Below are 25,109 nucleotides of genomic sequence, written 5' to 3'. Positions count from 1 at the left end.
ATCTGTGCTGGGCATAGCGGCAACCTTCTTCTGGAGTTATTGGCGCTGGCGTGCCCCTATAGGGAATCGATCCATTTTCAACATTATAGTTCCTGTTCCTGGCACCACCGAAAATCCAGTTCATTTTTAAAGGATACTTTGGTAGTCAATAATTTATACCAACCCAAGCGGATGCAGGCCAGAAACGTCGGTCCATGTCCGAAAACTTTTCTCTCCGAGAAGTTTAGTCATTCCCCTTCGACGCTAAGGGTAAGGCTTCCGTAGCCAAAACCAGATTTGATGTATCAGCTTCTCCCTCAACGTTAGCCGTAGTATGGTCAAGCCGAATAGAATATTCTCAGGTAACGGAATCGTTTTTTCACCAGTTTATTCTTCATTGGCTCAAACCTGAATACCTCCTTTTTGTTCTTTCCAACGGTGATGTAGAAAGGCTGATCCATCTTTTTGGTAAGGTGATAGATGGTTTCAAGCTCCGCGATATCTTCAAACCAGCTGGCCATTCCGTACAAAGAGGCGAAGGGTGTTTTGCTGAGCTTTTGGTAAACATCGGGAGCCAAGCTTGATGCTACCTTTTTGCCGCTCCGGAAGCGGGTTTTCTCCAGTAATGAATCGGTGTAAGTAGGGGTTGGCACGTTCATTTTGTGCCAAACGTCTTTTGTGAAGGGGGTGGGTTTCACCAGGGCTTCTTTCCAGTCAGGATGCGGGGTGAGGTCCAGAACGGCGTCCACCACGTGCGTGGCCTCGTGGAGTAAGACAAACAGAAAAGCATCCAATCCGCCTGCCTCCACTTTGATGTCGTACCCCTGGTTTTCTGATGGGTCAAAACAAGTGTTTTCTTTCTGGGTGGCCCACTCCGAAATGGTCTCGTGGAGTATTCCCGCCCGAAAAGTAATGTTGTACATTTTAGTTGAATCGGGGGTCTTTACAGGCGAGGTGAGCGCCGTATTGGGCATGTTGTCCATGAAGCTGATGCTATGCAGATGCGCTTTGAGAATCCTCTGATGCAGGGGAGGCAAAGCAGTAAAAGCTTTCTCAACCTTGGCTTTCTCGATTGCCGTCAATCTGTGATCCGCTGGGTCCATGCCGGCTTCCCTGAACATCTTGAAAACACTTTCCGGTGCCGCTGAAACCCGATCTCGTGGGTTGGGATGGGACTGCTGCGTGGGTGCCTGCGCGCAAAGGCTGAAAGACAAGATGAAGTAAAGGGCGCCAACGAAACATATCCTGAGCATAGCTTTCAATGTAAATGTATACTGGTATAAAATTCTCTTTATCACAAGCATTAGGCGGATGACTTCCATTATGGCAATCCCATGGAGGCGTCTTTTACTATTCCGGAGACAGCTTTCAGCTGGTTCGGAAAACGTTTTTTTTATAATCCACCAAGTGCTTCCCTAATTGGATCAAAATAGCAACTCTTGGGGATGCATGGAAGGCAATTACAAGATGTAAGTGTCTTCTGACCGCTTCAGAATAACAGAGCGCAACTGTTCCTGGTGTTTATCGCCCCAATTCCCCAAAGCGGACAAAACGGGTATCAAGGATTTTCCAAGTTCGGTCAGGCTGTACTCCACTTTGGGCGGAACGACCGGGTAAATGACCTTTGAGACAAATTCGTGCTCTTCCAGCTCTTTCAACTGCATGTTCAAGACCCGGCGGGAAGCATCCGGTATCTTTCGTTTCAATTCGCTGGGGCGTTTGTGCCCCTCGTGGATAAACCACAGCAAACGGATTTTCCATTTACCGTAGAGCACCTCGCCGATCAGGTCAAGGCCGCAATTCAGGCTTGGCGGTATTTTCCTTTGGTACATCCTGTAATATTATCCCAATATCTGGAGAAGGGCAATAGGGGAAGAATTTATCCCTATGCAATTCGTTTTTCCGTACTTGACGCAGCTTTACATACTTCCCATTATTGCATCAAAAATAAGAGGTATGGAACAGCAATCTGATTTCAATAACGAGTTATCGGGCAAGATCGCCTTGGTGACCGGTGGTACCAAGGGAACCGGGAAAGCCATCGCCGAGCGTTTGCTCCAGGCCGGGGCAACGGTCATCATAACCGCTAGGAACAAACCCGAAGCACCTAACGAGTACCTTCATTTTATATCGGCTGACCTGGGCACGCCGGAAGGAACCCAAAAAGTAGTCCAGGAGGTTCTTTCTACCTACGGCGGTTTAGATATCCTAGTAAACAACCTGGGCGGCTCTGAGACACCGGGCGGTGGGTTTGCCGTGCTGACGGATGAAGCCTGGGAGAAGGCCATCCAGACCAATCTGCTGGCCCCTGTCCGGTTGGACAGAGGGTTCTTGCCCCAGATGATTGCCAGAAAACAGGGCGTCATCATCCACATCACCTCTATTCAGGCCAGGCTTCCCTTGTATGACTCCACCTTGCCCTATGCCGCCGCCAAAGCCGGCCTAACCAATTACAGCAAAGGCTTGTCAAACGAAGTGGCGCCCAAAGGGGTGCGGGTCCTGTCCGTCTCGCCTGGTTGGATCATGACTACCGCTTCCACCAGCATGATGGAACGCATTGCTGAAAGCTCCAACAGCACAGTAGCGCAGGCCACCCAGAGTGTCATGAAGGCGCTGGGTAGAATCCCAATGGGAAGACCGGCAAAACCCGAGGACGTGGCCGAATTGGTTGGCTTTCTGGTTTCCCCAAGAGCCAACTACCTCACCGGAACGGAATACGTCATCGACGGAGGAACAATACCAACCATTTAACAACCCTAAAACAGAAATATATGAACTTACCAAACGTAGTATCAGAATTAGTAAAGGCGCAGAATTCACATGACAGTGCTGCCTACGCCAACTGTTTCTCCGAAAAAGCCATGGTAGTAGATGAAGGAAAAACCTACCATGGAAAAGCCGAAATCAAGCAGTGGATAGAAGCCGCAAACGAGAACTACAGAACGGAGATGAAGCCGATTGATTTCAAAGAATCCACAGCACAAAGTGTCTTGGAAGCTGAGATCTCGGGTTCATTTCCCGGCAGCCCGGCTGTGTTGAGTTACCATCTTGAATTAGAAGAGGGACTGATTCAATCGCTGAAAATAACAGGTTGAAGAAGGTACTTCAACGGCTTTTTAAGTAAGTAAGGGCTGACGCGGCTGATTCAGCGTCGGTCCTTACTATAAATTAGAATTTGTTTTATTGAAGTTGTGCCGCATATTTAATACTACTCGCTAGGGCAGTCTGAATTCCTGAATAGGGGCTACTTTCCCGAAAACAGCCCCATTCAGGAAATTTCAGCCCATGTGCCAGGGGAAGTAAATAACGCTAAACAACTTCAGAAACCAGGGCTGCTCGCACTGGCTGTAAGGCGGCAGACCAAGCGGTAACTTGGTCAAGCATAAGGTTAAGCTGCTTTTGATGTTCAGTGGTGGGGTTGAAGACGGTATATCCCTCAAAATCAGTAAACAGAGACAGGGCTACTTGGGCTCGAACATCGGCCACCAAAAGTTCCCCCATAATCAACCTCAGGTGTTCGACAGCCCTTGTGCCGTTGGCTGATCCGCCATAGCTCACAAAACCGGCGGCCTTGTTCCCCCACTCATGGTACAGATAGTCAATGGCATTCTTGAGCGCACCGGACGTGCTGTGGTTATACTCCGGCGTAACGAACACATACCCGTCAAAAGAATCTATCTTTTCTGACCATTTTTTGGTATGCTCATGGGCATACTTCTTCCAGAGGGGGGATAGCGGTTCATTGTAGAGCGGAAGGTTATAGTCTGCTATATCCACTAGTTCATAGTCTGCATCTAGCCGTTCTTTCGCCTTTTCCACTACCCATTTGGCAACTTGTTCATTCACCCGGCCGGGGCGGGTGCTACCGGTTATAATTGCGATTTTTACCATATTCTTTTTTTGTTTAGTTCAAAAGTCTGTTGAATTCCATTGCGCTCCTCTGCACCTGTGATCAACGTTTTAGCTCTTAAATTGCCGAATTAGGCCTAAACTAGGCTCCCTGGTTTTGAAGGGCCGTGTTGCTTACCATGGGCAAGTATTTCTCCCTGTCCTCATAAATCACCCAAACGTTTATGGCGAAAAAAACCAGGCTCATGCCAATACCCGCTCTATCATGGGCAAAGTGATGCACGACAATGCCCACCATTACCGGGAATATGATAAGGGCACCCAAAGCCCTGTACCTGGGGATGGCAATAAGGATACCGCCTATTATCTCTGCAACCGCCACGAGGGGAAGAATCCACCCGGTGGTGACAAGGGCCATTATAACGGGCATCACTTCCGGAGAAGCTTCCGGCATGGGGATGTAGTGGAAGAATTTGTTCAAACCGAAGTTGACCATCATTAGGCCGAACAGAAGGGTGAGTGCTACCAGGATCTTGTTTTTCATATTTCATTTGTTTTAACAGGTCAAAAATACCTACCTTCACTATACAAAAGTTAGGACTATTTAAAAGGATAGTAGTAACCTTTTGGTTAGTTTATAAGCAGAAACCAAAATGAAAACCGAAGAAGGAGATCAATTAAAAGGCGGCGAGTGTTGTGAAAGTCTCCCCGCCATTGAGGATGCTTTGTATGTGATAGGAGGGAAGTGGAAACTGAGAATCACCTTGGTGCTGATAGAGGGAGGAAGCAAACGCTTCAATGAACTCCAGCGGACGCTGAAGAACATTTCCCCCAGGGTGCTTTCGCACGAGCTGAAGGAACTTGAGCTTAATGGCTTCGTGAAAAGGAACGTCTATTCAGAGGCAACTCCCGTGGTGGTGGAATACGAGGCGACCGAATACAGCCTGACCCTTAAAAAAGTGTTGGGGGCGCTGGTGGAATGGGGAAGCATGCACCGACAGAAGATAAAAGAGATTCCACTGCCGGCATAATTACTTGTGCTCCAAACAGGCAGGTAGCAATGGCATTACCCAGTCCCTCTGAAGAGTACTATCTTGGAAGATCAAACGCCTTTGTAAAGCTGTTATGCCAGCTTGAGGAAGATTTGCCTCTCCATAATGGTTAATTTGTTAACCAAAGATCCAATAATTCGAAAATCGAAATCAAGGTAGTAAATATCTGTGGCTTGTAATTGAGGGGGTGGAGGTGTGATCCCTGAGTATAAAAACAACTCAGGAGGCATTCTGGTAAAACAAGCTTAAAACAAATCTGCTAAGGGTGACAAAGTGAAGTTGTGCGTTGGTGCTATCGGGGTAGATAGTATACTTGGTAGGACTTTGGTGAAGAAGTGAGCTGCAGAGGAAAGAGGATGTTGCATTCTGTTCTCCGCCTAAATTCCGGTTTCTTGGTCTAAAACAGATTATCAGGGAAGTATCCTTAAGGGAAGTGGGAAATGTGAAAAACTATGGAAAATCCACTGGGGACAGAAAAGCTATACCTTAAGCCTGCAACGTTAAATGACAGAGAAAGAATATTTGGTTGGTTAGCGCATTCTGATCTGACGGCAGAGATGCTGGGGCCACCTACTTTTCCTGACAATCCTGTCCCTACCTGGGAGGAGTTTTGCAATGACTATCAGGAGCATTATTTTACGGGAAATCAACTTCTGGAAGGGCGGTGTTTTATCATCGTCTACCAAGGGCAAGAGATTGGCCAGATAAACTACAACCCTATTGATACTGAAAAAAAGGAAACAGAGTTGGATATCTGGTTAGCCCAAAAACGATTCACCGGAAAAGGCTTGGGTACCGAAGCTATAAGAATCTTATGCCATTACCTAGCGATGTCTTTTGGCCTTCAAAAATTATATCTTCAGCCATCTAGTCGAAACGCAAAAGCTATCAGGGCCTACAAGAAGGCCGGGTTTAGCGAACAGCCCATTTTACCCGAGGGCTTTGTGCTGGATTACTATGACTCCATTCTGCTGGAGAAAAGTGCCGACAGCAAATCTTCTACTTAGTTTTTCCAGCGTTTTTTGCGAAATGATAACGAACTGTTTCAGAAGTAGTAAGTCTATCAACCACAGGGCACTTCAAAGATCTGGGCGATTCCGGCTTGTTTTGTTCTAACTTAGAGGCCGCGGCACACGAATAATACTTCATGGAAATCCTCATTATTTTGCTTTTGACCCTGCTCAACGGCTTCTTTGCCTTGTCTGAGTTGTCCATCATCTCCGCGAACAAATCCCGCATGGCTCAAAAGGCAAAAGAGGGAAGTGGACGAGCCAAGGCCGTTGTGGCTCTGCTGGACGCCCCCGAGGATTTTTTGTCGGCCATTCAAGTGGGCATCACCCTTATCGGGATCGTGTCAGGGGCTTACGGAGGGGCGGCCCTCTCAGACGATATGCGACACTGGCTTTCGGGCATCAGCTTTTTGGAGCCCTACGCCCCAACGCTTTCGGTGGTGCTCGTCATCGGGTTAATCACCTATTTCTCCATTGTTATTGGGGAATTGATCCCAAAATCCATTGCTCTGGGCAACGCCGATGCCATTGCCTTAGCCGTTGCACCAGTTATCAAAGGCTTCACCGCTCTGACCATGCCTTTGGTTAAACTGCTCTCTGGTTCTACTAGCCTGGTGACCAAAGCTTTGGGTTTCAAGGAGCAGACAGAGGAAAGGCTTTCGGGTGAGGAACTGCGCCAGATCATCAGGACAGCCGGAAGACAGGGCGTGTTGGCCAAGGAAGAGACGCGGCTCCACCAGAATGTATTCTCCTTCGCGGGCCAAAAGGCCAAGAACCTGCGCACCCACCGCAGAGAGGTGGAGTTCCTTGATATTACCCAACCGTTGGAGAAGATAGGGGAAACCATACAGGCCAGCGCCCACTCCAAGTTCCCCGTTACCGAAGGCACCCTGGACAATGTGGTGGGGGTGCTGACGGCAAAAGACTTCTATGAGTTTCTAGCCAAGGGAAAGGACGGGGATCTAAGGGAAGTAGTGCAAAAGCCCATCTTCCTTCCTGAGTCCATGCCCGCCAGCACGGCCCTGAATCTTTTCAAACGCAGCAAGCAGTACTTGGGAGTCGTCATTGATGAGTACGGCACCGTAGAAGGGATCCTTACGCTCCACGACATTCTAGAGGCGATTGTGGGAGACATCCCCGATGCCCACGAGGTGAATGAGCCCGACGTTGTGAAAAGAAAGGATGGGTCTCTGCTGGTCAACGGCTCTATTGGGGTGCAGGAGTTAAACAAGGTGTTGAGACGGAAAGTGGTGCCAGTTGACGAAGAGAACTATTCCACCCTTGCCGGCTTCATCTCTGCCGCTTTAGGTCGGTTTCCGGCCACAGGGGAGCGGTTCACACACGCTGGCCATGAGTTTGAAGTGGTGGATATGGACGGCGTCAGGATTGACAAGGTGCTGCTCAAGCGCCTCCCCGCCGAGGAGCAGGAGTCACCCGTGGAAAATGCGTGAAAGCGGTGATGTTGCCTGGAATAAAAATCAATTTGCGGTAATAATCCTCATGCAACTACCACTGCTTTCTTCAACCCAGCCATAGGAAAAGTGGCTGAACTACAATCCGGAAATTTTCTTTGTAGGCCTGTGCACTGAATAAAAGCATAGTTGACCCATGTTGGGAGGTATCCTTAACCGGAATATTGGAACAACTATGAGAACCCTAACCTGCAGGGAGGTTAAAAGCTTCCTAGCGGACCTGTATTTCATGGTAACTTGTGCCATTAACAAAAAAATGGTGTCACCACCGCGGTAAGAGAAAACGGAGAAGTAAAGCAAATTAGGAGGGAAGTCTTCCGGAAAACCGTTGCCTTAGTTGGCTAGGAGAAGTTGGGAAGCACAGACCAATTCAGAATGTGCGGCTTAGAAAGGATTGAGTCTTGATCACCGACTTACCCAACTGCAATCCCCTGCTCAAGGAATACCACGGCCGAGATTTGGAAACCATTCAATAAAAACAAGATGGAAACGAAAAGTGAATTACAGAAAATGCTGGATGGAGAGTTGTACCAGGCAGGGGATCAGGAGTTGGTGCAAATGCGGGACAAAGCCAGGCTGCTCCTCTCTAAGTACAATGCGCTGATGGGAGCTCTCCTGGAAGAGCGGAACAAGGTGCTTCAGGATTTGCTGGGTAGATGTTCTACCATAGATATACAACCACCGTTTTTCTGTGATTACGGGGCGCATATCTCCGTGGGAGAGAACTTCTTCATGAACTTTAACTGCGTAATCCTGGACTGCGCTCAAGTTACCATCGGGGACAACGTGATGTGCGGCCCTTATGTGCAGATCTACACCGCCTATCATCCCGTGATTGCCTCCGAAAGAATCAAAGGCCCCGAACTGGCCTCTCCCATCACCATCGGGGACAACGTCTGGATTGGGGGAGGGGCCATCATTTGCCCGGGCGTCACTATCGGGAGCAACAGCACCATCGGCGCCGGAAGCGTGGTGACGAAAGACATTCCAGACAATGTGTTCGCTGCCGGAAACCCCTGTCGGGTCATCCGGAACCTGGCGTGAGCACTACGGGAGCATTGATTAAGGTAAGATCTGATACTATGTGTGTCTTTTATCTTCTATTCGCTGCAGGTGACTTTCCCAGCTAAAAGACAGGACGGACCTGTTGCACAAACAGGATGATCAAAGAGGGGAGTTAGATTACCTGAGTCTAGGCCTAAGAGATCTTTTCGCCCGCTTTCAGTTTTACATCGGGCTTGAAGAGCAGGCTTTCTTCTAAAAACTTCTGACCATCTCCAAGATCTGTTCACCTGTATGAACTCTTCATTGAAAGTGTTAGCTTGACGTTTAACCTGACCTGAAATTGCTTACCTTTATTTTTAGCCAAATTTTAAACTTTCAAATTCTCTGCTGCTAGGTCAAGGAAAAAACCTAGTTCAAGAAGCTCTCCTTTCAGGAAGTCAACGCTGGTCTTAAAATCCTGAAAAACAAGGTTGGACGGGAGTAGAGAGCGGTTTGAATCAATCCCTTCAAGGCCAAGGTCGGAGTTTGTAACAACTGGAGAAAGGCTTTTCAAAAAACAGAAAACTTTGCTTTCCCAATGAATAAATCATACATGACAAAAACATCATCGTTTCTGTGGCTTATCCTGATCATCCTATCCTGCGGATGCAGCGCAATAGAGCCGACCATGAAGAAAGAAGGAGGGTTTACCAAAGGAGCGGATATTGGGTGGCTCCAGCAGATGGAAGCCACAGGGTACAAGTTCTATGGTGACAACGGCAAGGAGCAGGACTGTTTCAGAATCCTGAAGGACCACGGCATCAACACCATCCGCCTACGGACCTGGGTGAACCCCTCTGATGACCGGGCCAGCGGCCATAACAGCAAAGCAGAAACTGTGGCCATGGCGGTACGGGCGCAGAAATGGGGCATGCGGGTCATGATCAACTTCCACTACAGCGACAGCTGGGCCGATCCTGGGAAGCAGAAGAAGCCCGCCGCCTGGGAAGGCCATGATTTCCCGCAACTCTTGAAAGACGTCTATGACTATACCTTTGACGTCATGAGCGACCTCAAGAAAGCCGGGGTCACGCCCGAATGGGTGCAGGTGGGTAACGAAACGCCGGGAGGGATGATCTACCCCGAGGGGAGCGTCTCCAACTGGCCGCAACTGGCCCAACTCATCAACCAAGGGTATGACGCCATTAAAGCCGTTAGCCCCAGTTCCAAGGTCATCCTCCACGTGGACCAAGGCAACAACAACCAGCGGTTCAGGACCTGGTTCGATAACGCGAAGCAGCACGGGGCCAAATATGACGTGATCGGGCTTTCCTACTACCCTTACTGGCTGGAGGGAAACCCAGACTATACCCTTTCCATAGATGATCTCGGGAATAACCTGAACGACATGGCTGCCCGGTACGGCAAAGAAGTGATGGTGGTAGAGGTTGGTGGCGAGGATACCAAGCCCCAGAATACGTATGACATGCTGGTGGCCGTTCAGCAGAAAGTAAAAGCAGTACCTAACGGAAAAGGACTTGGCGTTATTTACTGGGAGCCCCAAGGAGCCAGAAGTTGGAGTAAGTACCCGCTTAGTGCCTGGGGAGACGATGGCAGGCCCACCAAAGCAATGGATGCCTTTCTGGTAAAATAGCTTTAAAACGGAAGTCACGGCTTCCGCAAAAGGGGCGGTTTACAATCGTAGCGGCAGATAGTTTCAGCTTATCTTTGCGGCGAAAAGGTGTTTGCACGGGCAGAACATTCCTTGAGAGATAAGGGGATGCCTCGTCAAATAGAATCTTTATTTTTAGGCTTATTTTATAAAAACGGATGGTAAACAGGTGGTTGTTTTCAGTGTTATTGTTGGTTTCCCAAATCTCCCTGGCGCAGGTGCGGGTGGTCACGGAACTAACGGATAACTGGAAGTTCAAAAAAGGAAAGAATGAGCAGGCGAATCAGGTCAACTTCAACGACAAGGGCTGGCAAAAAGTAACCGTTCCGCATGACTGGGCCATCTATGGCCCTTTTGACAAGGAAATTGATAAGCAAGTAGTTGCTATTGAGCAGAACGGCGAGAAGGTACCCTCTGAGAAAACCGGCCGGACGGGCGCATTGCCTTACATCGGGGAGGCGTGGTACCGCAACGAGTTTACGCTGCCAAATTTTAAAAAGGGGCAAAAAGTATTGATTGTCTTTGAAGGCGCCATGAGCGAGCCGAAGGTGTTCCTGAACGGGCAGAAAGTAGGGGAGTGGGCGTACGGCTACAGCTACTTCTATTTCGACATCACTGACAAGGTGCAGGAGGGAAAGAAAAACACGCTGGCCGTGCAGCTGAGCAATCAAGGGCAGTCGTCACGCTGGTACCCAGGAGCGGGTCTGTACCGCAAGGTGCAGGTCATTGTGAAGAACCCCGAGAGCATTGACCAGTGGGGCACATTCGTCACCACCCCATTCATCTCTAACGAGTTGGCCAAGGTGAACATCAAAACCAAGGTGACCGGGAAAAATGTGCGGATGGTGACTCAGGTGCTGGACGCCAAGGGCAACACCATAGCCACCGACACCACCGGAAAACTCTTCGGGAACCAGTTTGAGCAGAACCTGGCCGTGGCCAGTCCGCAGCTATGGAGCCCCGAGACGCCTTACCTCTACACGGCAGTGACCCGGCTGTACGCGGGTAACGTGCTCAAAGATGAGGTGTCCACCCGCTTCGGCATTCGCGAAATTAGCTACAAGCCTACCGTGGGTTTCAGCCTGAACGGAAAGGTGCGTAAGTTCAAGGGCGTCTGCCTACACCATGACCTTGGGCCGCTGGGCGCCGCGGTGAACAAAGCTGCGTTGCGCCGGCAACTGCAGATCCTGAAAGACATGGGCTGCGACGCCATCCGGAGTTCGCACAACATGCCGTCCATAGAGCAATTGGAACTGGCCGACGAGATGGGCTTCATGTTCCTGGCTGAGAGCTTTGACGAGTGGGCCAAACCCAAAGTGAAGAACGGCTACAACCGCTTCTTTGAGGAATATGCCGAGAAAGACATCGTGAACCTGGTGCACGCCACCCGCAACCACCCGTCCATTGTGATGTGGAGCTCCGGAAACGAGGTGCCCGACCAATGGGGCGCCGAAGGGGTGAAGCGGGCAAAACTGCTGCAGGACATCTTCCACCGCGAGGACCCTACCCGTCCGGTGACCGTGGGCATGGACCAGGTGAAAGCCACCATGGCCTCCGGTTTTGGGGCTCTTTTAGACATTCCGGGCCTGAACTACCGGGTGCATCTCTACGAGGAAGCCTACAAAACCTTCCCGCAAGGCTTTATCCTGGGTTCTGAGACAGCCTCCACCGTGAGCTCCCGCGGCATCTACAAATTCCCCGTGGAGAAGGCTATTGAGAAGCAGTACCCCGATTTCCAGAGCTCTTCCTACGACCTGGAGTACTGCTCATGGTCTAACCTGCCCGATGATGATTTCGTGCTACAAGACGACAAGCCTTGGGTCATCGGCGAGTTCGTCTGGACGGGCTTTGACTATCTGGGCGAGCCCACCCCGTATGATGATAAGTGGCCATCGCGCAGCTCGTACTTCGGGATCAACGATTTGGCCGGCTTGCCGAAGGACCGTTTTTACCTGTACCGCAGCCGCTGGAACAAGGAGGCAGAGACCCTGCACATCCTGCCGCACTGGAACTGGGAAGGCCGTGAAGACCAGACCACGCCGGTGTTCGTTTACACCAACTATGACAGCGCCGAACTGTTCGTGAATGGCAAGAGTATGGGCATCCAGAAAAAGCACGCCGGCACCCCGCAAAACCGCTACCGCCTCATGTGGATGGATGTGAAATATGAACCAGGCACGGTGAAGGTGGTCGCCTTCGGGAAAGACGGCAAGCCCGTGGCCGAAAGGGAAGTAAAGACCGCCGGCAAACCGCACAAGATTGTACTGCAGCCAGACCGGACGCAGATCTCCGCCGACGGAAAAGACATCTCCTTTGTGACTGTGTCGGTGGTGGACAAAGACGGTAATCTTTGCCCCACGGCCACAAACCAGCTCTCCTTCAGCGTCAAAGGCAACGGAAAGTACCGGGCCGCCGCCAACGGGGACCCTACCTCGCTGGAGCAGTTTCACTTGCCTACCATGAAGCTGTTCAGCGGCAAATTGGTGGTGCTGGTGCAATCCACAGAGGAAGCAGGAAACATGGAGCTGACGGTGAAAGGAAAAGGCCTGCAGACCGGGCAAGTAAACCTGAAGTCTGCCCGCTAAAGATAGGTTAGAGCAGGTTGGGTAGTTCCTGTAAAAGCCCAACCTGCTCTGCTTTTCCCCTATGATTTCATAGGGTAGCCGAGGAGAAACCGGTGAGGAACCCATCACCTCCCACGGAGCTTTAGAGCCAAATCCCAGAAAACAGGGGTAAACAAAAGCCCGGCATTTCCTGTTTAAGTATATATCTTTCAAATATATACAATCATAGATGTATGAAATTCATCGTTAAACAAGATGCCGCCACGGGCGAGGATATCCAACTCGCATACGCTGATTACGGTCAGGGAAGACCCGTTGTATTAATCCACGGTTGGCCGTTAAGCAAAGAGATGTGGGAGTACCAGGTAGACGACTTGGTGAACGCCGGCTTCAGAGTAGTAAAGTATGACCGTAGAGGCTTTGGCCACTCTGGTAAGCCCTGGAACGGATATGACTATGATTCTTTGACAGAGGATTTGAGGGATATACTAGAGCAACTGGATTTGCGCGATGCCGTGCTGGTGGGCTTTTCCATGGGGGGAGGAGAGGCCGTCCGGTACCTGAGTCGGTACGGAAACGAACGGGTCTCCAAACTGGTGTTGGTCAGTGCAGTGCCCCCTTACTTAGCTAAAACCGCTGACAACCCTGAGGGAGTTGACCAGAGCGTGTTTGAGGAAATTATGACCAACCTGAAGGAAGACCGCATTGGTTTCCTGGATGACTTTGGCAAGAAGTTCTTCGGGGTTAGCCTCATGAACCATCCGGTGAGCGCGCCTCTGCTAGATTATTACCGGATGCTGGCGTCAGTGGCCTCTCCTAGGGCTACCCAGCAGTGCGCCATCGGGTTCGCCCAGACTGATTTCCGTGCGGATGTTCAGGCGGTACGGGTGCCAACCTTGATCATCCACGGAGATGCAGACGAAACGGTACCCATCAAAGCCAGCAGTGACCGAACCGCGGCCATGATTCCGGGAAGCCAATACCTGGTTTATGAAGATGCTCCGCATGGGTTGTTTTACACCCATAAAGACCGGCTAAACCGCGACCTTCTGCAGTTCATCGCCTCGGCTTAAGACTCTTAAGACTAGGTTTTATTTATTTAGGGAAATCAGGGCCTTGGTATTCCTGCTCCAAAGTAAAAATTTCGACGTTTATACAATAGCAAAAAGGGCTACGGGATTCCTCCTGTAGCCCTTTTTGTTTAAGGCTGTTTCGTAATTCAGGTTCTGGGCAAGGCAACAACTCTACGTAAAAATTCTAGGTTTAAAAGATTTTTTACGGGTAGTTAACAGTGGCGAATACTGAAACTTAGGAGTAAGTACCTGTTCGTTGTTCCTCAAAGGTCCTAGAGGTTTTATCGGCTTTATATTTGCTCAGGTTAAGCAAAAACGATCCAGTTCATGCGTGTTTTGAAGCATTCCGATAAAGGTCCCTCAGAAGAGGACAAGGTAAAGGGATTAAGCCAACAAGGGAAATATTTCATCACCAGGGGAAATGTTACCGTGGGCGGTTTTGGCTCTTTCTATGAAGCCTACATGTATGCCTTGAACAGATTCTGCACAGAGGATTTCCTAGTGAAAAGAGAAGGATGGTAAAGAACCTTATCTCTTGGCAAAAAGGCTCTCTTTTCGGGTGAACTCGATAAGGGCGAGTTTCGCGACGGTGAACGCTTGCCGGGTATAGCCTTGCCGTGCCAACGCTTGGGCTATGGTTAGCCTTTCTAATACCCCCGTCATAGACAAGGCGGCTTGCCCTCCTACACTACCGTAATCAATAAGGGAGATAATCTTCTGAATTTGCTCTAGTAGTGAAACCGCTGTTTCCCAGCATGATCCATTGGTTTCGTGTTCTCGTACCTCCTGCAGCAGCAGGCCTAAAAGTAAAAAATGATTATCGTTCCTACGCATTCCCAGTTTCTTGATGGAGGGAAAACCCTAATCACGATTTCAGAGTTCAAACTTCAAGTCAGTTCCTTTTCCCAAGTTCTCTTCTAATAACTTAAGATTCTACATAGAATTAGTTCTCAAAAGGTTACACCTTTAGGAACAGAATAGTCCTTTTTTACCGCTTCATTATTGGTGATGAAGAATGTAATAATTTCAACAAATTTCAAGGGTGCTTACCTTAGAAATGATGCCTGCATATTGCTCTATTTCCTGCTCCTTATCTTTCTTGAGCCATAAGTAGGCATTGGTATTGATACTATTTTTTACTGCCAGAAAACGGCCGTTATTGTCTAACTCCCAGAAGTTTACATAAGGGTGTAACTTAAACCTACGGGTGCTGTATAGGGACTGAGACAGCACAACGACATGGATAAGGCTAAGGAATTTAAGGTAGGTGACCGGGTGGTGTACCTGCCCAAACCAGAGTATTGGTTTGAGATAATCGCGACGAGAGCAACATCCACAATGGCAGGGGAGGGGAGTCTGTACCTACCTCCCGGGCGTGACTTCCTGCTGAAAAGGCTTTACTTCCCCAGTGAACCCATAGAAGAAGGAGCGGAAGCGTACAAAGCCGCTTTCCGCTATGATTTGGTCCCAATCAGGGTATAACTAGTGTTCTAGCTGACGGATCTCTACAAAAAAGCATTTTGAGGGAAAAGGAATTTAGAGCGCCTGTTTTAGCGCTCTCAGGAATACCTGTGCCCAAAGACCAAGAATAGCGGTTCTCGTTTTAGGAACGACTTGTTTCAAAATGAGAAGCCGTTTCTCCCAAGGTGCAATCTTTTTAGAGCCCCAGCTAGTTCACCTTAACTCCCTGATGGTTGTCAAACTGCATCTGGGTGATTCTGCCTTGCTCATCTGCAATAAACCTGATAGAGGACCAGTAAGCCCTTAAGATAAATTCTTTGAAGTTTTTTTCTCCTTTGTCAATGGGGATCAGGCCGCCCCAATTAGACACGATATTGCCGTTTTCATACCGCACCACTAACTCGTAGTTAGGTCTGTAAAAGTTTTGGTCAAAACGGTAAGTACCGGTCAGGTTCTTGGCGATATCGGGAGGTACGGTTTTGTTGGTAAGGGCCAAAGGTTCAAACGGTTCTTTCAAAATAAGCGCCGCTATTGATTTGCCTAGATCAGCCGGTAAAGACACATAGTTGTTAGACAGCACAATCACGGTCAATGCTTCTTTTGGGTAAACCCCCACGTACGATGAGAAGCCGGGCGCTCTTCCGTTCATCTGGTACCGATCCCGGTTCAGGTGTTTGGAGACAAACCAGCCATAGCCCACGTTGTCGCCATAATCGGTCAGCATTTTCTTCCAGGACACTTTTGTCAGGAGCTTCCCGTCTAAACTTGCCTGTGTGAATTTCTGTAGATCAGAGGTGGTGGAGTAAATGGATGCATGTCCTGTTTTGGAAGACCAGTCAATCTGGTAGGCTGCTTCTACCGCGTACAGGTCTTTAGGGGCATATCCCTGGGCAAGGTTCAGAATGATCTCTTTTTCACCAGTGAAATGCCCGGTATTGGCCATGCCCAGAGGCGTGAAAATCTCTTCTTTCAGGTATTGCCCGAAGCTTTTGCCGCTAATTTTCTCAATGATGTAGGCCAGCAGAATATACTCTGATCGGCCATGGTTGTACTTTGTGCCAGGGGGGAATAGCAGGTCGTATTCTTTAAAATAAGAAATAAGGGCTTCTGGCGTATGGGTGAACTTAGTGATGCTGTCATAGTTCACGTTGCCTCCGGTGCCAATGGCCGGAATGCCCGACCGTTGCGCAAGCAGGTCGCTGAGGGTGATTTTGCTTGCGTGTTTGTAGGTTGGGAGGAATTTTGACAGGGAGTCCTGCAAAGAAAGCTTTCCTTGTTCCTGTAGTTTCATGATGGCCGCAGAAGTAAAAATCATAGAGGCCGAGGCAAGCAGGAACTTCGTATCAATGGTGTTATTCAAGTTGTATTCCCGGCTCATCTTTCCGTAGGCTTTGGAGAAAAGCGTTTTCCCGTTCCTGGAGATCAGAACCGTACCGCTGTAATTATTGGTCTGGACGAGCGGGTGAATCAGGCTATCTATCCGGGTAGATAACCCCTTGTTCTGTTGGGAGAATACCGGCTGAATAAACAGAAAGCACAGAAGGAAGACCAGGACTTGTTTCATCAATATTCTTTGAAAACGGGTGCTAAGCTCTTAGAATGTCAGTAGGGCGCCAGAGGGGAGTGGCGGACGAGGGACTGACCTGTTGCTCTTTCAACAGGTCCAAGGTATAAAAGAAAAGTAGGGAATAAGAACCAGAAATACAATCTGTTAATTAGCTCCTGATCTCCGCAGCAGGCCTCTTAGTGATAGGAAGAAGGTGGTTGAAGTCTGACCAGGCTTTGTTGTAAGGTAACGAATACGGTCCTATTGGCGTTAGCCTGTTTAGTTCATCTAACCATCCCATGAATATTTATCATAGTGGTTTTCTGTCACTAGAGTACGACCCTAGCACCGATATTATGGCTGTCAGCTTTCCGCCCGTCAGGGATATTCTTGTGCCTGAGATCAACAGCTCCTATGCCATCATTGTGGAGCATGTACGAAACTACGATATCAAAAGGCTCTTATTTGATGCCCGGGAAACCCAGGTAGATACGCCTGAGGAAGTATTTGCTCCCGTAATCGCCCATTTTGTGAAAAGCTTGGCTTCCACGCGGGTTCAGAAAATTGCCCGGGTGGTATCTTCCAGCATCTTTAGGGAGCATGTGGTAAGAAGGGTGTTTAAAGAAAATGAGATTCCAATCCAGTTTCAGAGTTTCACTGAGATTGACCTTGCAATTGAATGGCTGAAAGAATAGAAGCTTTTCATTGCTATAGTGGTTGCTTATCCAGAAAACAGATTTTGGGAAGCCCTCGTAACCATTAGCCCATTTTAACCAAATAATCCTTTAGTAGGGGGCAGCAGGTGCGCGCTACCAACCAGATCCCGTTTCCACCTTTTTACAATTTCCTCCTCCTTGTTTTTTTTGGTCCTTCAAAAGAAAATCTCTTCTTTTCTGCTTTTAGCTTCTTTTCAGGAAAACAGCTTTAAAGCTTCCTGTTCCTTTCTGTTTTTGTACCCTTATGGGGTGGAGTGTCACTTTTGTCTGCATATTTGATAAGCAAGTACTATGCATCAACCTCCTGGATGCACTACTTTGCCAATGCCTAGATATGGGGGCTAACTAAAGCTCGGAGGCCGCTTATCTTTATCCAATACTTCTTCTATGAAGGGTAAATGAGAAAGTCACCTGGTTTGGAGGGCAGGAGCTCAGGACCTGACAAAAGTCATTTGAGTTTAAGTCCCAGATTTAGGAAATGTAGTCAAAAACATCCCAGAAGTGTTTAGCGCCTGTTTCCTTGAAACAAGTGCTAAACACTTCTGCTACTATGTCAACTAACCAATTTTAAGTTTTATGCCCACTTTTAAGAAAAGCGTAGTCATCGGGTTGTGGTTGCTGATGACCTTTTTGGCCCAGGCGCAGGAAAAGGTCAACCCTGCCCGGCAACGGCTTTTGATGGACGCTGGCTGGCGTTTTGCCTTCGGTCATCCGTATGATACCAAAAAGGATTTCAACAACGGGACCAGCTACTTTTCCTATCATGCAAAGGCTGGCTACGGTGACGGCGCCGCCGACCCCAAGTTTGATGACCGGGCCTGGCGCAAGCTAGACTTGCCTCATGATTGGGCCGTGGAGCAGGACTTCAGCCCTCAGGCTAGTTTCAGCCACGGGTTCAAGGCCATCGGCCGGAACTTCCCGGATAAGAGCGTGGGCTGGTACCGCAAAAATTTCACCGTCCCTGAGGCAGACCTGGGCCGCCGCATTTCCATTGAGTTTGACGGGGTGTTCCGCAATTCTATTGTCTGGGTGAACGGCCATTACCTAGGTACCGAGCCCAGCGGCTATAACAGTTTCCGCTACGACATCACCGATCTGCTCAACTACGGCGGTAACAATGTGATTGCCGTGCGGGTAGACGCCACCATGGAAGAAGGCTGGTTCTATGAAGGGGCGGGCATTTATCGGCACGTATGGCTTTCCAAAACCAACCCCTTGCACGTAGCCCCCAACGGTACCTTTGTCACCTCGGCGGTAAACGGCACTTCAGCCCGCGTCACCGCCAAAGCGGATATCGTCAATGAAGACAAAACCACCAGAACGTTCACCCTGGTTCAGACCATTGTAGATGCGCAGGGGAACTCAGTAGCCACCAAACGCCAGGATAACCTGAAATTGGCTCCGTTCCAGACGCAGGAGGTGCAAATGGAGCTGCCGGTTGCCAATGCCAAACTGTGGGGTCTGGAGTCACCTTACCTTTACAAACTGGTGACCACGGTGCTGCCCGGCGGAAACCAGGAGGCCGACCGGTACGAAACCACCTTCGGGATCAGGACCATACGGTTCGATGCCAAAGAAGGCTTTTTCCTGAACGGAAAACATGTGAAACTGAAAGGCACCAACAACCACCAGGACCACGCCGGAGTAGGGGCCGCCATGCCCGATGAACTCCAATACTGGCGCATTAAAACCCTAAAAGCGATGGGTTCCAATGCCTACCGCGCCTCCCACAATCCGCCTACCCCGGAGCTGTTAGATGCCTGTGACCGCCTGGGAATGCTGGTGATAGACGAGAACCGCCTGATGGGTACCAATTTCCAGATGGAGAAAGATTTGAAAGGGATGATCCTTCGGGACCGGAACCACCCCAGCATCATCAGTTGGTCGGTGGGCAACGAGGAGTGGGCCATTGAGAACAGCAACATTGGGGCAAGGATAGCCACCACCATGCAAACCTATGCCAAGAGCCTGGATTCTACCCGGGCCATCTCGGCGGGCATCAGCGGCGGGTTCGGGAGCGGCATCTCAGACGTGATTGAGGTAATGGGCTACAATTACATGGGCAACGGCAACATAGAGGCGCATCACAACCGCTTTCCTAACCAACCAGCCATGGGTACCGAGGAAGGGTCTACGTTTGCTACCCGCGGCATCTACGTCACCGATCCCCAGAAAAACTACATTGCCGCCTATGACAAAAAGCCGCGCCCCACTTTCTACTCCATAGAAGAAGGCTGGAACTTCTACGCAGACCGTCCCTGGTTGGCGGGCATGTTCATCTGGACCGGTTTTGATTACCGCGGAGAGCCTACGCCCCATGCCTGGCCTTCGGTGACCTCCTATTTCGGGATGATGGATTTGTGCGGCTTCCCGAAAGACAATGTCTATTACCTGCGTTCCTGGTGGTCAAATGAACCTACCCTGCACCTGCTGCCGCACTGGAACTGGCAAGGGCAGGAAGGCAAAGAGATAGACGTGTGGGCATACAGCAACTGCGATGAAGTGGAGCTGTTCCTGAACAAAAAGAGTCTGGGCATACAAACCATGAAGGTGAACGGTCACCTGGAGTGGAAAGTGAAATACGCTCCGGGCACTTTGGAAGCTATTGGCTACAAAAACGGCAAAAAGGTATTGAACGAAGTGGTGAAAACCACCAGTGAAGCCGCCAGCCTGCAGTTAACCCCGCACAAGAAAACGCTGGATGCCATCGGGGAAGACATCTCTATCATTACCGTGTCTGTGAATGACAAAAATAAGCTGGGGGTACCCACCGCCAACAATGAAGTAACCTTTTCCTTGACCGGGCCGGGCCGCATCATTGGTGTGGGCAACGGAGACCCTACCTCCCTGGAGAAAGAACGGTTCATTGAGGATATCCAGGCCGTGAGTATTACAGGTTTAAAGGAAAAAGAGGTGCCCGGTTTGGAGAATGCCGCTGCCCTTGTTGCCCAGGCGGAAGACGCTTCCTGGATAGATGCGTTTACTTCCAGAAACTACAAACAACTGGGCGCCGCTTACCATCACCGGGGCACTTTTGAGTTGCCCCAGAACTTTGCCGGTTCAGAAATCACCTACTTTTACAAAAGCATCGGGAAAACCCAATCAGTGTTTGTGAACGGGAAAGAGGTGGCAAAGAACCTACAGGGCAGCCCTGAAGGAAACGTCTTCAAACTGGACCATGCCTTGCTCAGGCCGGGTAAAAATCAGGTGGATATCGTGGCCACACCTATTCCTAAAAAGAACGATTGGGATTACGTGAACACCAACCCCGGGACCATCCAAATCCTGACGCCTTCCCCCGCTTGGAAAAGAAAGCTTTTCAGCGGACTGGCCCAGATCATTGTTCAGTCCACCCAAGGGGCAGGGGAGATTACCTTGACCGCCACATCTAAGGGGTTGAAGCCGGCGGTGTTGAAAGTGAAAACAAACAAAACCACGAAAAGGCCCTCTGTTGACTAAAACAGGCTAAAAACTTTGACCAAAAGAGGTTTGCCCTCAATGATTAACCCAAGCAGTAAGGCCCTACTCTCCATAAGCACAAACACCTTTTTGTGGAGAGTAGGGCTTTGCTGCCTTTATACAAGGTTTGTACTTGAAGATTTATAAAAAAGCGAAGGAGAAACTGTTTTTCCTTTACAGATAAGATTAATTCTTCGGGTATTTTGCTTAAAATTGATAAAATTTGAGAGGAGTGCCCGGTTGCCAAGGAAAGAAGAGTCGCTTTGATTCACTTGGTGCCAACGATTACATAACCCTACGCCGCAAAACCAAAGAAGGAAATGCCCATACCACGATTGCTACTTTCTAGATGGGGAACTCTGGCCTGTTCTGTCATGGCCTGTTTCGCCGTCTCCCGTCCCGCTTTCTCCCAAAGCAGCCAACTTCCCCTCCAAGATCTATCTTCTTTCCAGAACCCGGGGAAAAGCTGGCAAATAGCCGGAAACGTGCTGGCCGATCTTCAGGAAAATAACAAACTGCAGCCCAGCAATGGCGCGGGGATTCTGTTGAACCTGCCCGGCAAAAAAGCCAAGGGAACCGATCTGCTGACCACCTTTGAGCACGGAGACATGGACCTGGAGCTGGATTACATGATGGCCAAAGGATCAAATTCCGGGATCTACCTGCAAGGCCGGTACGAACTCCAGTTAACCGACAATTGGGGCAGCACCGATTTCTCTGCGGGCAGTAACGGGGGCATCTATGAGCGCTGGGACGAAAGCCGGCCGGAGGGGCAGAAAGGGTATGAAGGCTACGCTCCCCGCCAAAATGCAGGCCGTGCGCCCGGTTTGTGGCAACACCTGAAAATTGCGTTCCAAGCCCCTCGCTTTGATGCCAACGGCAAGAAAACAGAAAACGCTAAATTGCTGCGCGTAGAGTTGAACGGCGTGACTATTCATGAGAATGTGGTGTTGTTTGGGCCTACCCGAGGAGCCTTGGGCAATGATGAAAAAGCCACCGGTCCTTTGCGTTTCCAGGGAGACCACGGGGCGGTTGCCTTCCGCAATATCAAGGTAAGCCAGTACAGCAAACCGCGTCCCGAACTGAAGAACCTTTCCTATAAAATCTATAAAGGCAAATACCAGCAGGAGCCTGCTTATGGCAGCTTGCCCCCAGAGGCAACCGGCCCGCAAGGACCTTCTGAGCTGCTTACCTCTAACCTGGACTTTAAAGCAAACCAGTTTCTGGTGCAGTACACCGGAACCTTCGTGGCCAAAGAGCCAGGAGAGTACACCTTCAGTATGAATTCGCCCAGTGGGGCTGGCTTGATCAGGGTAAACAAGCAGGAGATTATCCCTATGAAAACCTGGAATGGTCGGGGAACCGTCACCCTTCCGGCCGGGGAAGTGCCCTTTGAGCTGGTGTATTCCAAATTCATGGACTGGGGGCAACCTGCCTTGAGCTTACAGGTGGCTGGCCCAGGCATTCGGGAGTTCCTCATGAGTGAGATGCTCTTGTCTGAGGAGGCTGACCCCATTCTGGTAGATGTTAAGGAAAGACCCGTGCTGAGAAGCTTTATTGATCTGCCGGGAAATCACCGGGTGACGCATGCGGTTTCTGTGGGCAGCCCTACCCAATTACACTACACCTATGACCTAGACAACGGGGCTATTGTGCAGTTGTGGCGGGGAGGCTTCCTAGATGCAACCCCTATGTGGCATGAGCGCGGCGATGGCTCTTCGCAAGCCATCGGTTCTATTCAGTATTTCGGCAAACCTACCACTACCTTGGCCAAACTGTCTTCAGACCAGGCCGCTTGGGCCACAGATACCACCGGAACTGCTTTCCGGTCAAAAGGCTACCGCTTAGATCAGAATTCAGAACCTACCTTCCTGTACCAGATGTACGGAGCCTCAGTGCAGGACGCCATCCGGGTTATTGAAAACGGCAAAGGCCTGCGCCGCGAACTAAGTATCCAGAATCCGCAAGGGGTATTGTTTGCCCGTTTGGTGGAAGGAAACAAAATTGAGGAGACCGGAAAGGGAATGTACATGGTGGATGACAAGGCCTATTATGTGCGCCTAGACGATACCGCCGGAGCAAAACCCCTGGTGCGGACCGTAGGCGGCCGCCAGGAGTTGGTGGTTCCCGTGCAAGGCAAGCTAGCCTATTCCATCCTTTTCTGATTTCTTAAGAATTCTATCAATGAAGACTATAGCTAAACGGTTTTTAATGCCTGTATTGGCAGCCGGAGCCCTGTTTGCGGGTTCACTTAAAGAAGCAAAAGCCCAGGAGTCTCCCATGGAGGAGGACTTCTTCAAGATCATGCGGGTTCCCTCTCCAGAAGGCACGCTGCTGGAAGTAGGAGGGCTGGTGATGCTTCCCAACGGAGATCTAGGGATTTCCACCCGCCGGGGAGATATCTTTATCGTGGAGAACCCTACCAGTCCTAAACCGCATTTCAGAAAATTTGCCGCGGGTTTGCATGAGGTACTGGGCTTGGCCTACAAAGACGGTGCCCTGTACTGCGCCCAACGGGGCGAACTGACCAAACTGGTAGATACCAACAATGACGGGAAAGCCGACGTGTTTGAGACCGTATATGCCTGGCCCTTGTCGGGGAACTACCATGAATACAGTTTCGGGCCCAAAATTGCGCCTGACGGTTCCTTTTTTGTGAGCACCAACCTGGGCTTCCCTGACCCATGGTGGCATGCCACCAGCCTGGTGCCTTGGCGCGGGTGGATGCTGCACATTTCCCCGGATGGAAAAATGGTGCCTTGGGCCACCGGTCTCCGTTCCCCAGCCGGTCTGGGCATGATTGACGGCGAAATGTTTTACACCGAAAACCAGGGCGATTGGGTAGGTTCAGGGGGCGTGTGGCACGTGAAAAAAGGTGCCTTTACCGTACATCCTGCCGGCTTACGTTGGACCAACATGCCAAACTCCCCAGTGAAGACGACGCGGGAGCAGGTGTATGCCCAAATCAACCCACGTTTTGAGAAAGACGCAAGCGGCGGGCACGTAAAGCCTGAGAACAAGGTGAACGAGCCCAACGTGACCATGTTTGACATGAAAAAGCAGTTCCCAGAGATGCAGTTGCCGGCCGTCTGGCTTCCGCACGGCATTCTGGGCATTTCCAATACCGAGATCCTGAAAATACCTGAAGGACACTTCGGGCCTTTTGAAGGGCAGCTGTTGGTAGGCGACCAGGGCCAAAGCAAGATCATGCGGGTAGTGCTGGAAAAAGTAAAAGGCGAGTACCAAGGCGTGGCCTTTGATTTCAGGAGCGGCTTCCAGTCTGGTGTTCTGCGGATGGTCTGGGCGGATGACAAGTCTCTTTTCGTGGGGGAAACCGCCCGTGGGTGGGGAGCCGCCGGCGAGGCTAGCGAAGGTCTGCAGCGCCTCATCTGGAACAACAAGGTTCCGTTTGAAATGAGAACGGTAAAAGCCATGCCCGATGGTTTCGAGGTGGAATTTACTACACCCGTAGACCGGAAATCCGCCGAAGATCTGGCCTCTTACTCCGTGGATAGCTACATCTACAAATACCACGCGGTTTACGGCAGCCCGCCCGTGAACTCCAAGAAATTGGCCGTGAAAGGGGTGAAGGTCTCAGAAGACGGCATGAAAGCCCGGGTACTGGTAGACAATCTGCGCCAAGGCTACATTCACGTGTTAAAGTTAGATGGCGTCAGAGCCAAGGAAAACTATTACACCCTGGTGCACCCAACGGCCTATTACACCCTGAACAGCATTCCGGAAGGACCTAGATTGGCGTTGAAAGAGGTAAGTACCCGCAACTCTGCAGCAGCAACCCCAGCCAAGGCAACCTCCTCGGCTAAAACCACCGCTTCCAAGGCAAAGGCTTCCTCTAGTAAGCTGGCGGCTGGTACTGCCGCCAAGGCCCGAGATGCCAAAGCCGCTGCGGCCCCTAAAGCCAAACCTGCCAATGTGGTTTTGACCTTCAACGACGTGAAACCGCTGTTGGCTAAAAACACCTGTCTTGCCTGCCATACCACCGACAAGAAACAAGTAGGCCCCGGCTTCAGGGAGATTGCCAAACGCAAGTACACAAACCAACGCATTGTGGAGCTGATCCATAATCCGAAACCGGAGAACTGGCCTACGTACGCTACCCCAATGCCTCCTATGCCGCAGGTGCCAAGGGCAGAAGCCCTTAAGATTGCCGCCTGGATTAACTCTTTAAAATAAAGTTAAATCACTTAGCCGTTTTAACCCTAAAAGGTTTATTCTTCATAAAAGACTCACTTGAATATGCATTTGTCGTTT

General features: G+C 50.1%; 21 protein-coding genes. 15 read left to right on the top strand and 6 right to left on the bottom strand.

The window, feature by feature from the left end:
* Positions 1-317: 317 nt before the first annotated feature.
* Together ACW9SV_RS00745 and ACW9SV_RS00740 are read right to left on the bottom strand one after the other, a co-directional pair.
* Positions 318-1,232 (bottom strand): hypothetical protein, encoded by a 915-nt coding sequence (locus ACW9SV_RS00745; RefSeq protein ID WP_479554819.1) that lies wholly within the window; start codon positions 1,230-1,232, stop codon positions 318-320.
* 207 nt (positions 1,233-1,439) lie between these two features.
* Positions 1,440-1,811, bottom strand: coding sequence for a winged helix-turn-helix transcriptional regulator (locus tag ACW9SV_RS00740; protein WP_479554818.1), 372 nt, complete (start codon positions 1,809-1,811; stop codon positions 1,440-1,442).
* Positions 1,812-1,935: 124 nt separating this feature from the next.
* On the opposite strand from ACW9SV_RS00740, the gene ACW9SV_RS00735 reads away from it, so the two are divergent.
* Both ACW9SV_RS00735 and ACW9SV_RS00730 read left to right on the top strand, forming a co-directional pair.
* Entirely contained in the window at positions 1,936-2,730 is a 795-nt protein-coding gene (locus tag ACW9SV_RS00735) for an SDR family oxidoreductase (RefSeq protein ID WP_479554817.1), read from the top strand.
* 20 nt (positions 2,731-2,750) lie between these two features.
* Positions 2,751-3,074 carry a nuclear transport factor 2 family protein gene (locus ACW9SV_RS00730; RefSeq protein ID WP_479554816.1) on the top strand — a complete coding sequence of 108 codons (324 nt, stop codon included), beginning with the start codon at positions 2,751-2,753 and terminating at the stop codon, positions 3,072-3,074.
* A 214-nt stretch (positions 3,075-3,288) separates the two neighbouring features.
* Here the strand turns inward: ACW9SV_RS00730 and ACW9SV_RS00725 are convergent, their stop codons facing one another.
* Entirely contained in the window at positions 3,289-3,870 is a 582-nt protein-coding gene (locus ACW9SV_RS00725) for an NADPH-dependent FMN reductase (protein WP_479554815.1), read from the bottom strand.
* Between the two features lie 100 nt (positions 3,871-3,970).
* Positions 3,971-4,372 carry a DoxX family protein gene (locus ACW9SV_RS00720; RefSeq protein WP_479554814.1) on the bottom strand — a complete coding sequence of 134 codons (402 nt, stop codon included), beginning with the start codon at positions 4,370-4,372 and terminating at the stop codon, positions 3,971-3,973.
* A gap of 109 nt (positions 4,373-4,481) precedes the next feature.
* Between ACW9SV_RS00720 and ACW9SV_RS00715 the strand changes: the two genes are divergently transcribed.
* From ACW9SV_RS00715 to ACW9SV_RS00680, 8 genes are all read left to right on the top strand, one after another.
* Entirely contained in the window at positions 4,482-4,859 is a 378-nt protein-coding gene (locus tag ACW9SV_RS00715; protein ID WP_479554813.1) for a winged helix-turn-helix transcriptional regulator, read from the top strand.
* A gap of 473 nt (positions 4,860-5,332) precedes the next feature.
* Positions 5,333-5,887, top strand: coding sequence for a GNAT family N-acetyltransferase (locus ACW9SV_RS00710; RefSeq protein ID WP_479554812.1), 555 nt, complete (start codon positions 5,333-5,335; stop codon positions 5,885-5,887).
* A 140-nt stretch (positions 5,888-6,027) separates the two neighbouring features.
* Positions 6,028-7,341, top strand: coding sequence for a hemolysin family protein (locus ACW9SV_RS00705; RefSeq protein ID WP_479554811.1), 1,314 nt, complete (start codon positions 6,028-6,030; stop codon positions 7,339-7,341).
* Positions 7,342-7,845: 504 nt separating this feature from the next.
* Positions 7,846-8,406: a sugar O-acetyltransferase gene (locus ACW9SV_RS00700; protein ID WP_479554810.1), complete on the top strand. Its 561-nt coding sequence runs from the start codon at positions 7,846-7,848 to the stop codon at positions 8,404-8,406.
* Positions 8,407-8,959: 553 nt separating this feature from the next.
* The gene (locus tag ACW9SV_RS00695) at positions 8,960-10,000 is read left to right on the top strand and encodes a glycoside hydrolase family 53 protein (RefSeq protein WP_479554809.1); all 1,041 of its coding nucleotides are present in this window, start codon (positions 8,960-8,962) and stop codon (positions 9,998-10,000) included.
* 200 nt (positions 10,001-10,200) lie between these two features.
* Positions 10,201-12,603 (top strand): DUF4982 domain-containing protein, encoded by a 2,403-nt coding sequence (locus ACW9SV_RS00690; RefSeq protein ID WP_479556501.1) that lies wholly within the window; start codon positions 10,201-10,203, stop codon positions 12,601-12,603.
* 212 nt (positions 12,604-12,815) lie between these two features.
* Positions 12,816-13,655: an alpha/beta fold hydrolase gene (locus tag ACW9SV_RS00685; RefSeq protein WP_479554808.1), complete on the top strand. Its 840-nt coding sequence runs from the start codon at positions 12,816-12,818 to the stop codon at positions 13,653-13,655.
* Between the two features lie 327 nt (positions 13,656-13,982).
* Positions 13,983-14,177 carry a hypothetical protein gene (locus ACW9SV_RS00680; protein WP_479554807.1) on the top strand — a complete coding sequence of 65 codons (195 nt, stop codon included), beginning with the start codon at positions 13,983-13,985 and terminating at the stop codon, positions 14,175-14,177.
* 6 nt (positions 14,178-14,183) lie between these two features.
* Here ACW9SV_RS00680 and ACW9SV_RS00675 read toward each other — a convergent pair whose 3' ends face one another.
* Positions 14,184-14,489, bottom strand: coding sequence for a hypothetical protein (locus ACW9SV_RS00675; protein WP_479554806.1), 306 nt, complete (start codon positions 14,487-14,489; stop codon positions 14,184-14,186).
* Between the two features lie 405 nt (positions 14,490-14,894).
* Here ACW9SV_RS00675 and ACW9SV_RS00670 point away from each other — a divergent pair, with 405 nt between their 5' ends.
* Entirely contained in the window at positions 14,895-15,137 is a 243-nt protein-coding gene (locus tag ACW9SV_RS00670; RefSeq protein WP_479554805.1) for a hypothetical protein, read from the top strand.
* Between the two features lie 187 nt (positions 15,138-15,324).
* Here ACW9SV_RS00670 and ACW9SV_RS00665 read toward each other — a convergent pair whose 3' ends face one another.
* A complete protein-coding gene (locus tag ACW9SV_RS00665) occupies positions 15,325-16,680 on the bottom strand; it encodes a serine hydrolase domain-containing protein (RefSeq protein ID WP_479554804.1) in 1,356 nt (451 codons plus the stop codon).
* A 281-nt stretch (positions 16,681-16,961) separates the two neighbouring features.
* On the opposite strand from ACW9SV_RS00665, the gene ACW9SV_RS00660 reads away from it, so the two are divergent.
* From ACW9SV_RS00660 to ACW9SV_RS00645, 4 genes are all read left to right on the top strand, one after another.
* Positions 16,962-17,357, top strand: a complete 396-nt coding sequence (locus tag ACW9SV_RS00660) for a hypothetical protein (protein WP_479554803.1) — start codon at positions 16,962-16,964, stop codon at positions 17,355-17,357.
* Between the two features lie 597 nt (positions 17,358-17,954).
* A complete protein-coding gene (galA, locus tag ACW9SV_RS00655; RefSeq protein WP_479554802.1) occupies positions 17,955-20,837 on the top strand; it encodes a beta-galactosidase GalA in 2,883 nt (960 codons plus the stop codon).
* Between the two features lie 320 nt (positions 20,838-21,157).
* The gene (locus ACW9SV_RS00650; RefSeq protein ID WP_479554801.1) at positions 21,158-23,002 is read left to right on the top strand and encodes a 3-keto-alpha-glucoside-1,2-lyase-like domain-containing protein; all 1,845 of its coding nucleotides are present in this window, start codon (positions 21,158-21,160) and stop codon (positions 23,000-23,002) included.
* 46 nt (positions 23,003-23,048) lie between these two features.
* Positions 23,049-25,031, top strand: a complete 1,983-nt coding sequence (locus ACW9SV_RS00645) for a c-type cytochrome (RefSeq protein WP_479554800.1) — start codon at positions 23,049-23,051, stop codon at positions 25,029-25,031.
* Positions 25,032-25,109 lie beyond the last annotated feature (78 nt).

This window comes from Rufibacter sp. JT20002 (genome assembly GCF_056491185.1).
The sequence above is the reverse complement of the archived record's forward strand: the minus strand, read 5'-3'. Positions and strand labels throughout refer to the sequence as shown.

Bases quoted from the DNA above. Each gene is read 5' to 3' on its own strand.
- ACW9SV_RS00670 (WP_479554805.1), top strand. From the start codon at position 14,895: ATGGATAAGGCTAAGGAATTTAAGGTAGGTGACCGGGTGGTGTACCTG.
- ACW9SV_RS00645 (WP_479554800.1), top strand. From the start codon at position 23,049: ATGCCTGTATTGGCAGCCGGAGCCCTGTTTGCGGGTTCACTTAAAGAA.
- ACW9SV_RS00680 (WP_479554807.1), top strand. From the start codon at position 13,983: ATGCGTGTTTTGAAGCATTCCGATAAAGGTCCCTCAGAAGAGGACAAG.
- ACW9SV_RS00675 (WP_479554806.1), bottom strand. From the start codon at position 14,489: ATGCGTAGGAACGATAATCATTTTTTACTTTTAGGCCTGCTGCTGCAG.
- ACW9SV_RS00660 (WP_479554803.1), top strand. From the start codon at position 16,962: ATGAATATTTATCATAGTGGTTTTCTGTCACTAGAGTACGACCCTAGC.
- galA (WP_479554802.1), top strand. From the start codon at position 17,955: ATGCCCACTTTTAAGAAAAGCGTAGTCATCGGGTTGTGGTTGCTGATG.
- ACW9SV_RS00745 (WP_479554819.1), bottom strand. From the start codon at position 1,232: ATGCTCAGGATATGTTTCGTTGGCGCCCTTTACTTCATCTTGTCTTTC.
- ACW9SV_RS00705 (WP_479554811.1), top strand. From the start codon at position 6,028: ATGGAAATCCTCATTATTTTGCTTTTGACCCTGCTCAACGGCTTCTTT.
- ACW9SV_RS00715 (WP_479554813.1), top strand. From the start codon at position 4,482: ATGAAAACCGAAGAAGGAGATCAATTAAAAGGCGGCGAGTGTTGTGAA.
- ACW9SV_RS00740 (WP_479554818.1), bottom strand. From the start codon at position 1,811: ATGTACCAAAGGAAAATACCGCCAAGCCTGAATTGCGGCCTTGACCTG.
- ACW9SV_RS00665 (WP_479554804.1), bottom strand. From the start codon at position 16,680: ATGAAACAAGTCCTGGTCTTCCTTCTGTGCTTTCTGTTTATTCAGCCG.
- ACW9SV_RS00695 (WP_479554809.1), top strand. From the start codon at position 8,960: ATGACAAAAACATCATCGTTTCTGTGGCTTATCCTGATCATCCTATCC.
- ACW9SV_RS00710 (WP_479554812.1), top strand. From the start codon at position 5,333: ATGGAAAATCCACTGGGGACAGAAAAGCTATACCTTAAGCCTGCAACG.
- ACW9SV_RS00725 (WP_479554815.1), bottom strand. From the start codon at position 3,870: ATGGTAAAAATCGCAATTATAACCGGTAGCACCCGCCCCGGCCGGGTG.
- ACW9SV_RS00700 (WP_479554810.1), top strand. From the start codon at position 7,846: ATGGAAACGAAAAGTGAATTACAGAAAATGCTGGATGGAGAGTTGTAC.
- ACW9SV_RS00735 (WP_479554817.1), top strand. From the start codon at position 1,936: ATGGAACAGCAATCTGATTTCAATAACGAGTTATCGGGCAAGATCGCC.
- ACW9SV_RS00650 (WP_479554801.1), top strand. From the start codon at position 21,158: ATGCCCATACCACGATTGCTACTTTCTAGATGGGGAACTCTGGCCTGT.
- ACW9SV_RS00730 (WP_479554816.1), top strand. From the start codon at position 2,751: ATGAACTTACCAAACGTAGTATCAGAATTAGTAAAGGCGCAGAATTCA.
- ACW9SV_RS00720 (WP_479554814.1), bottom strand. From the start codon at position 4,372: ATGAAAAACAAGATCCTGGTAGCACTCACCCTTCTGTTCGGCCTAATG.
- ACW9SV_RS00685 (WP_479554808.1), top strand. From the start codon at position 12,816: ATGAAATTCATCGTTAAACAAGATGCCGCCACGGGCGAGGATATCCAA.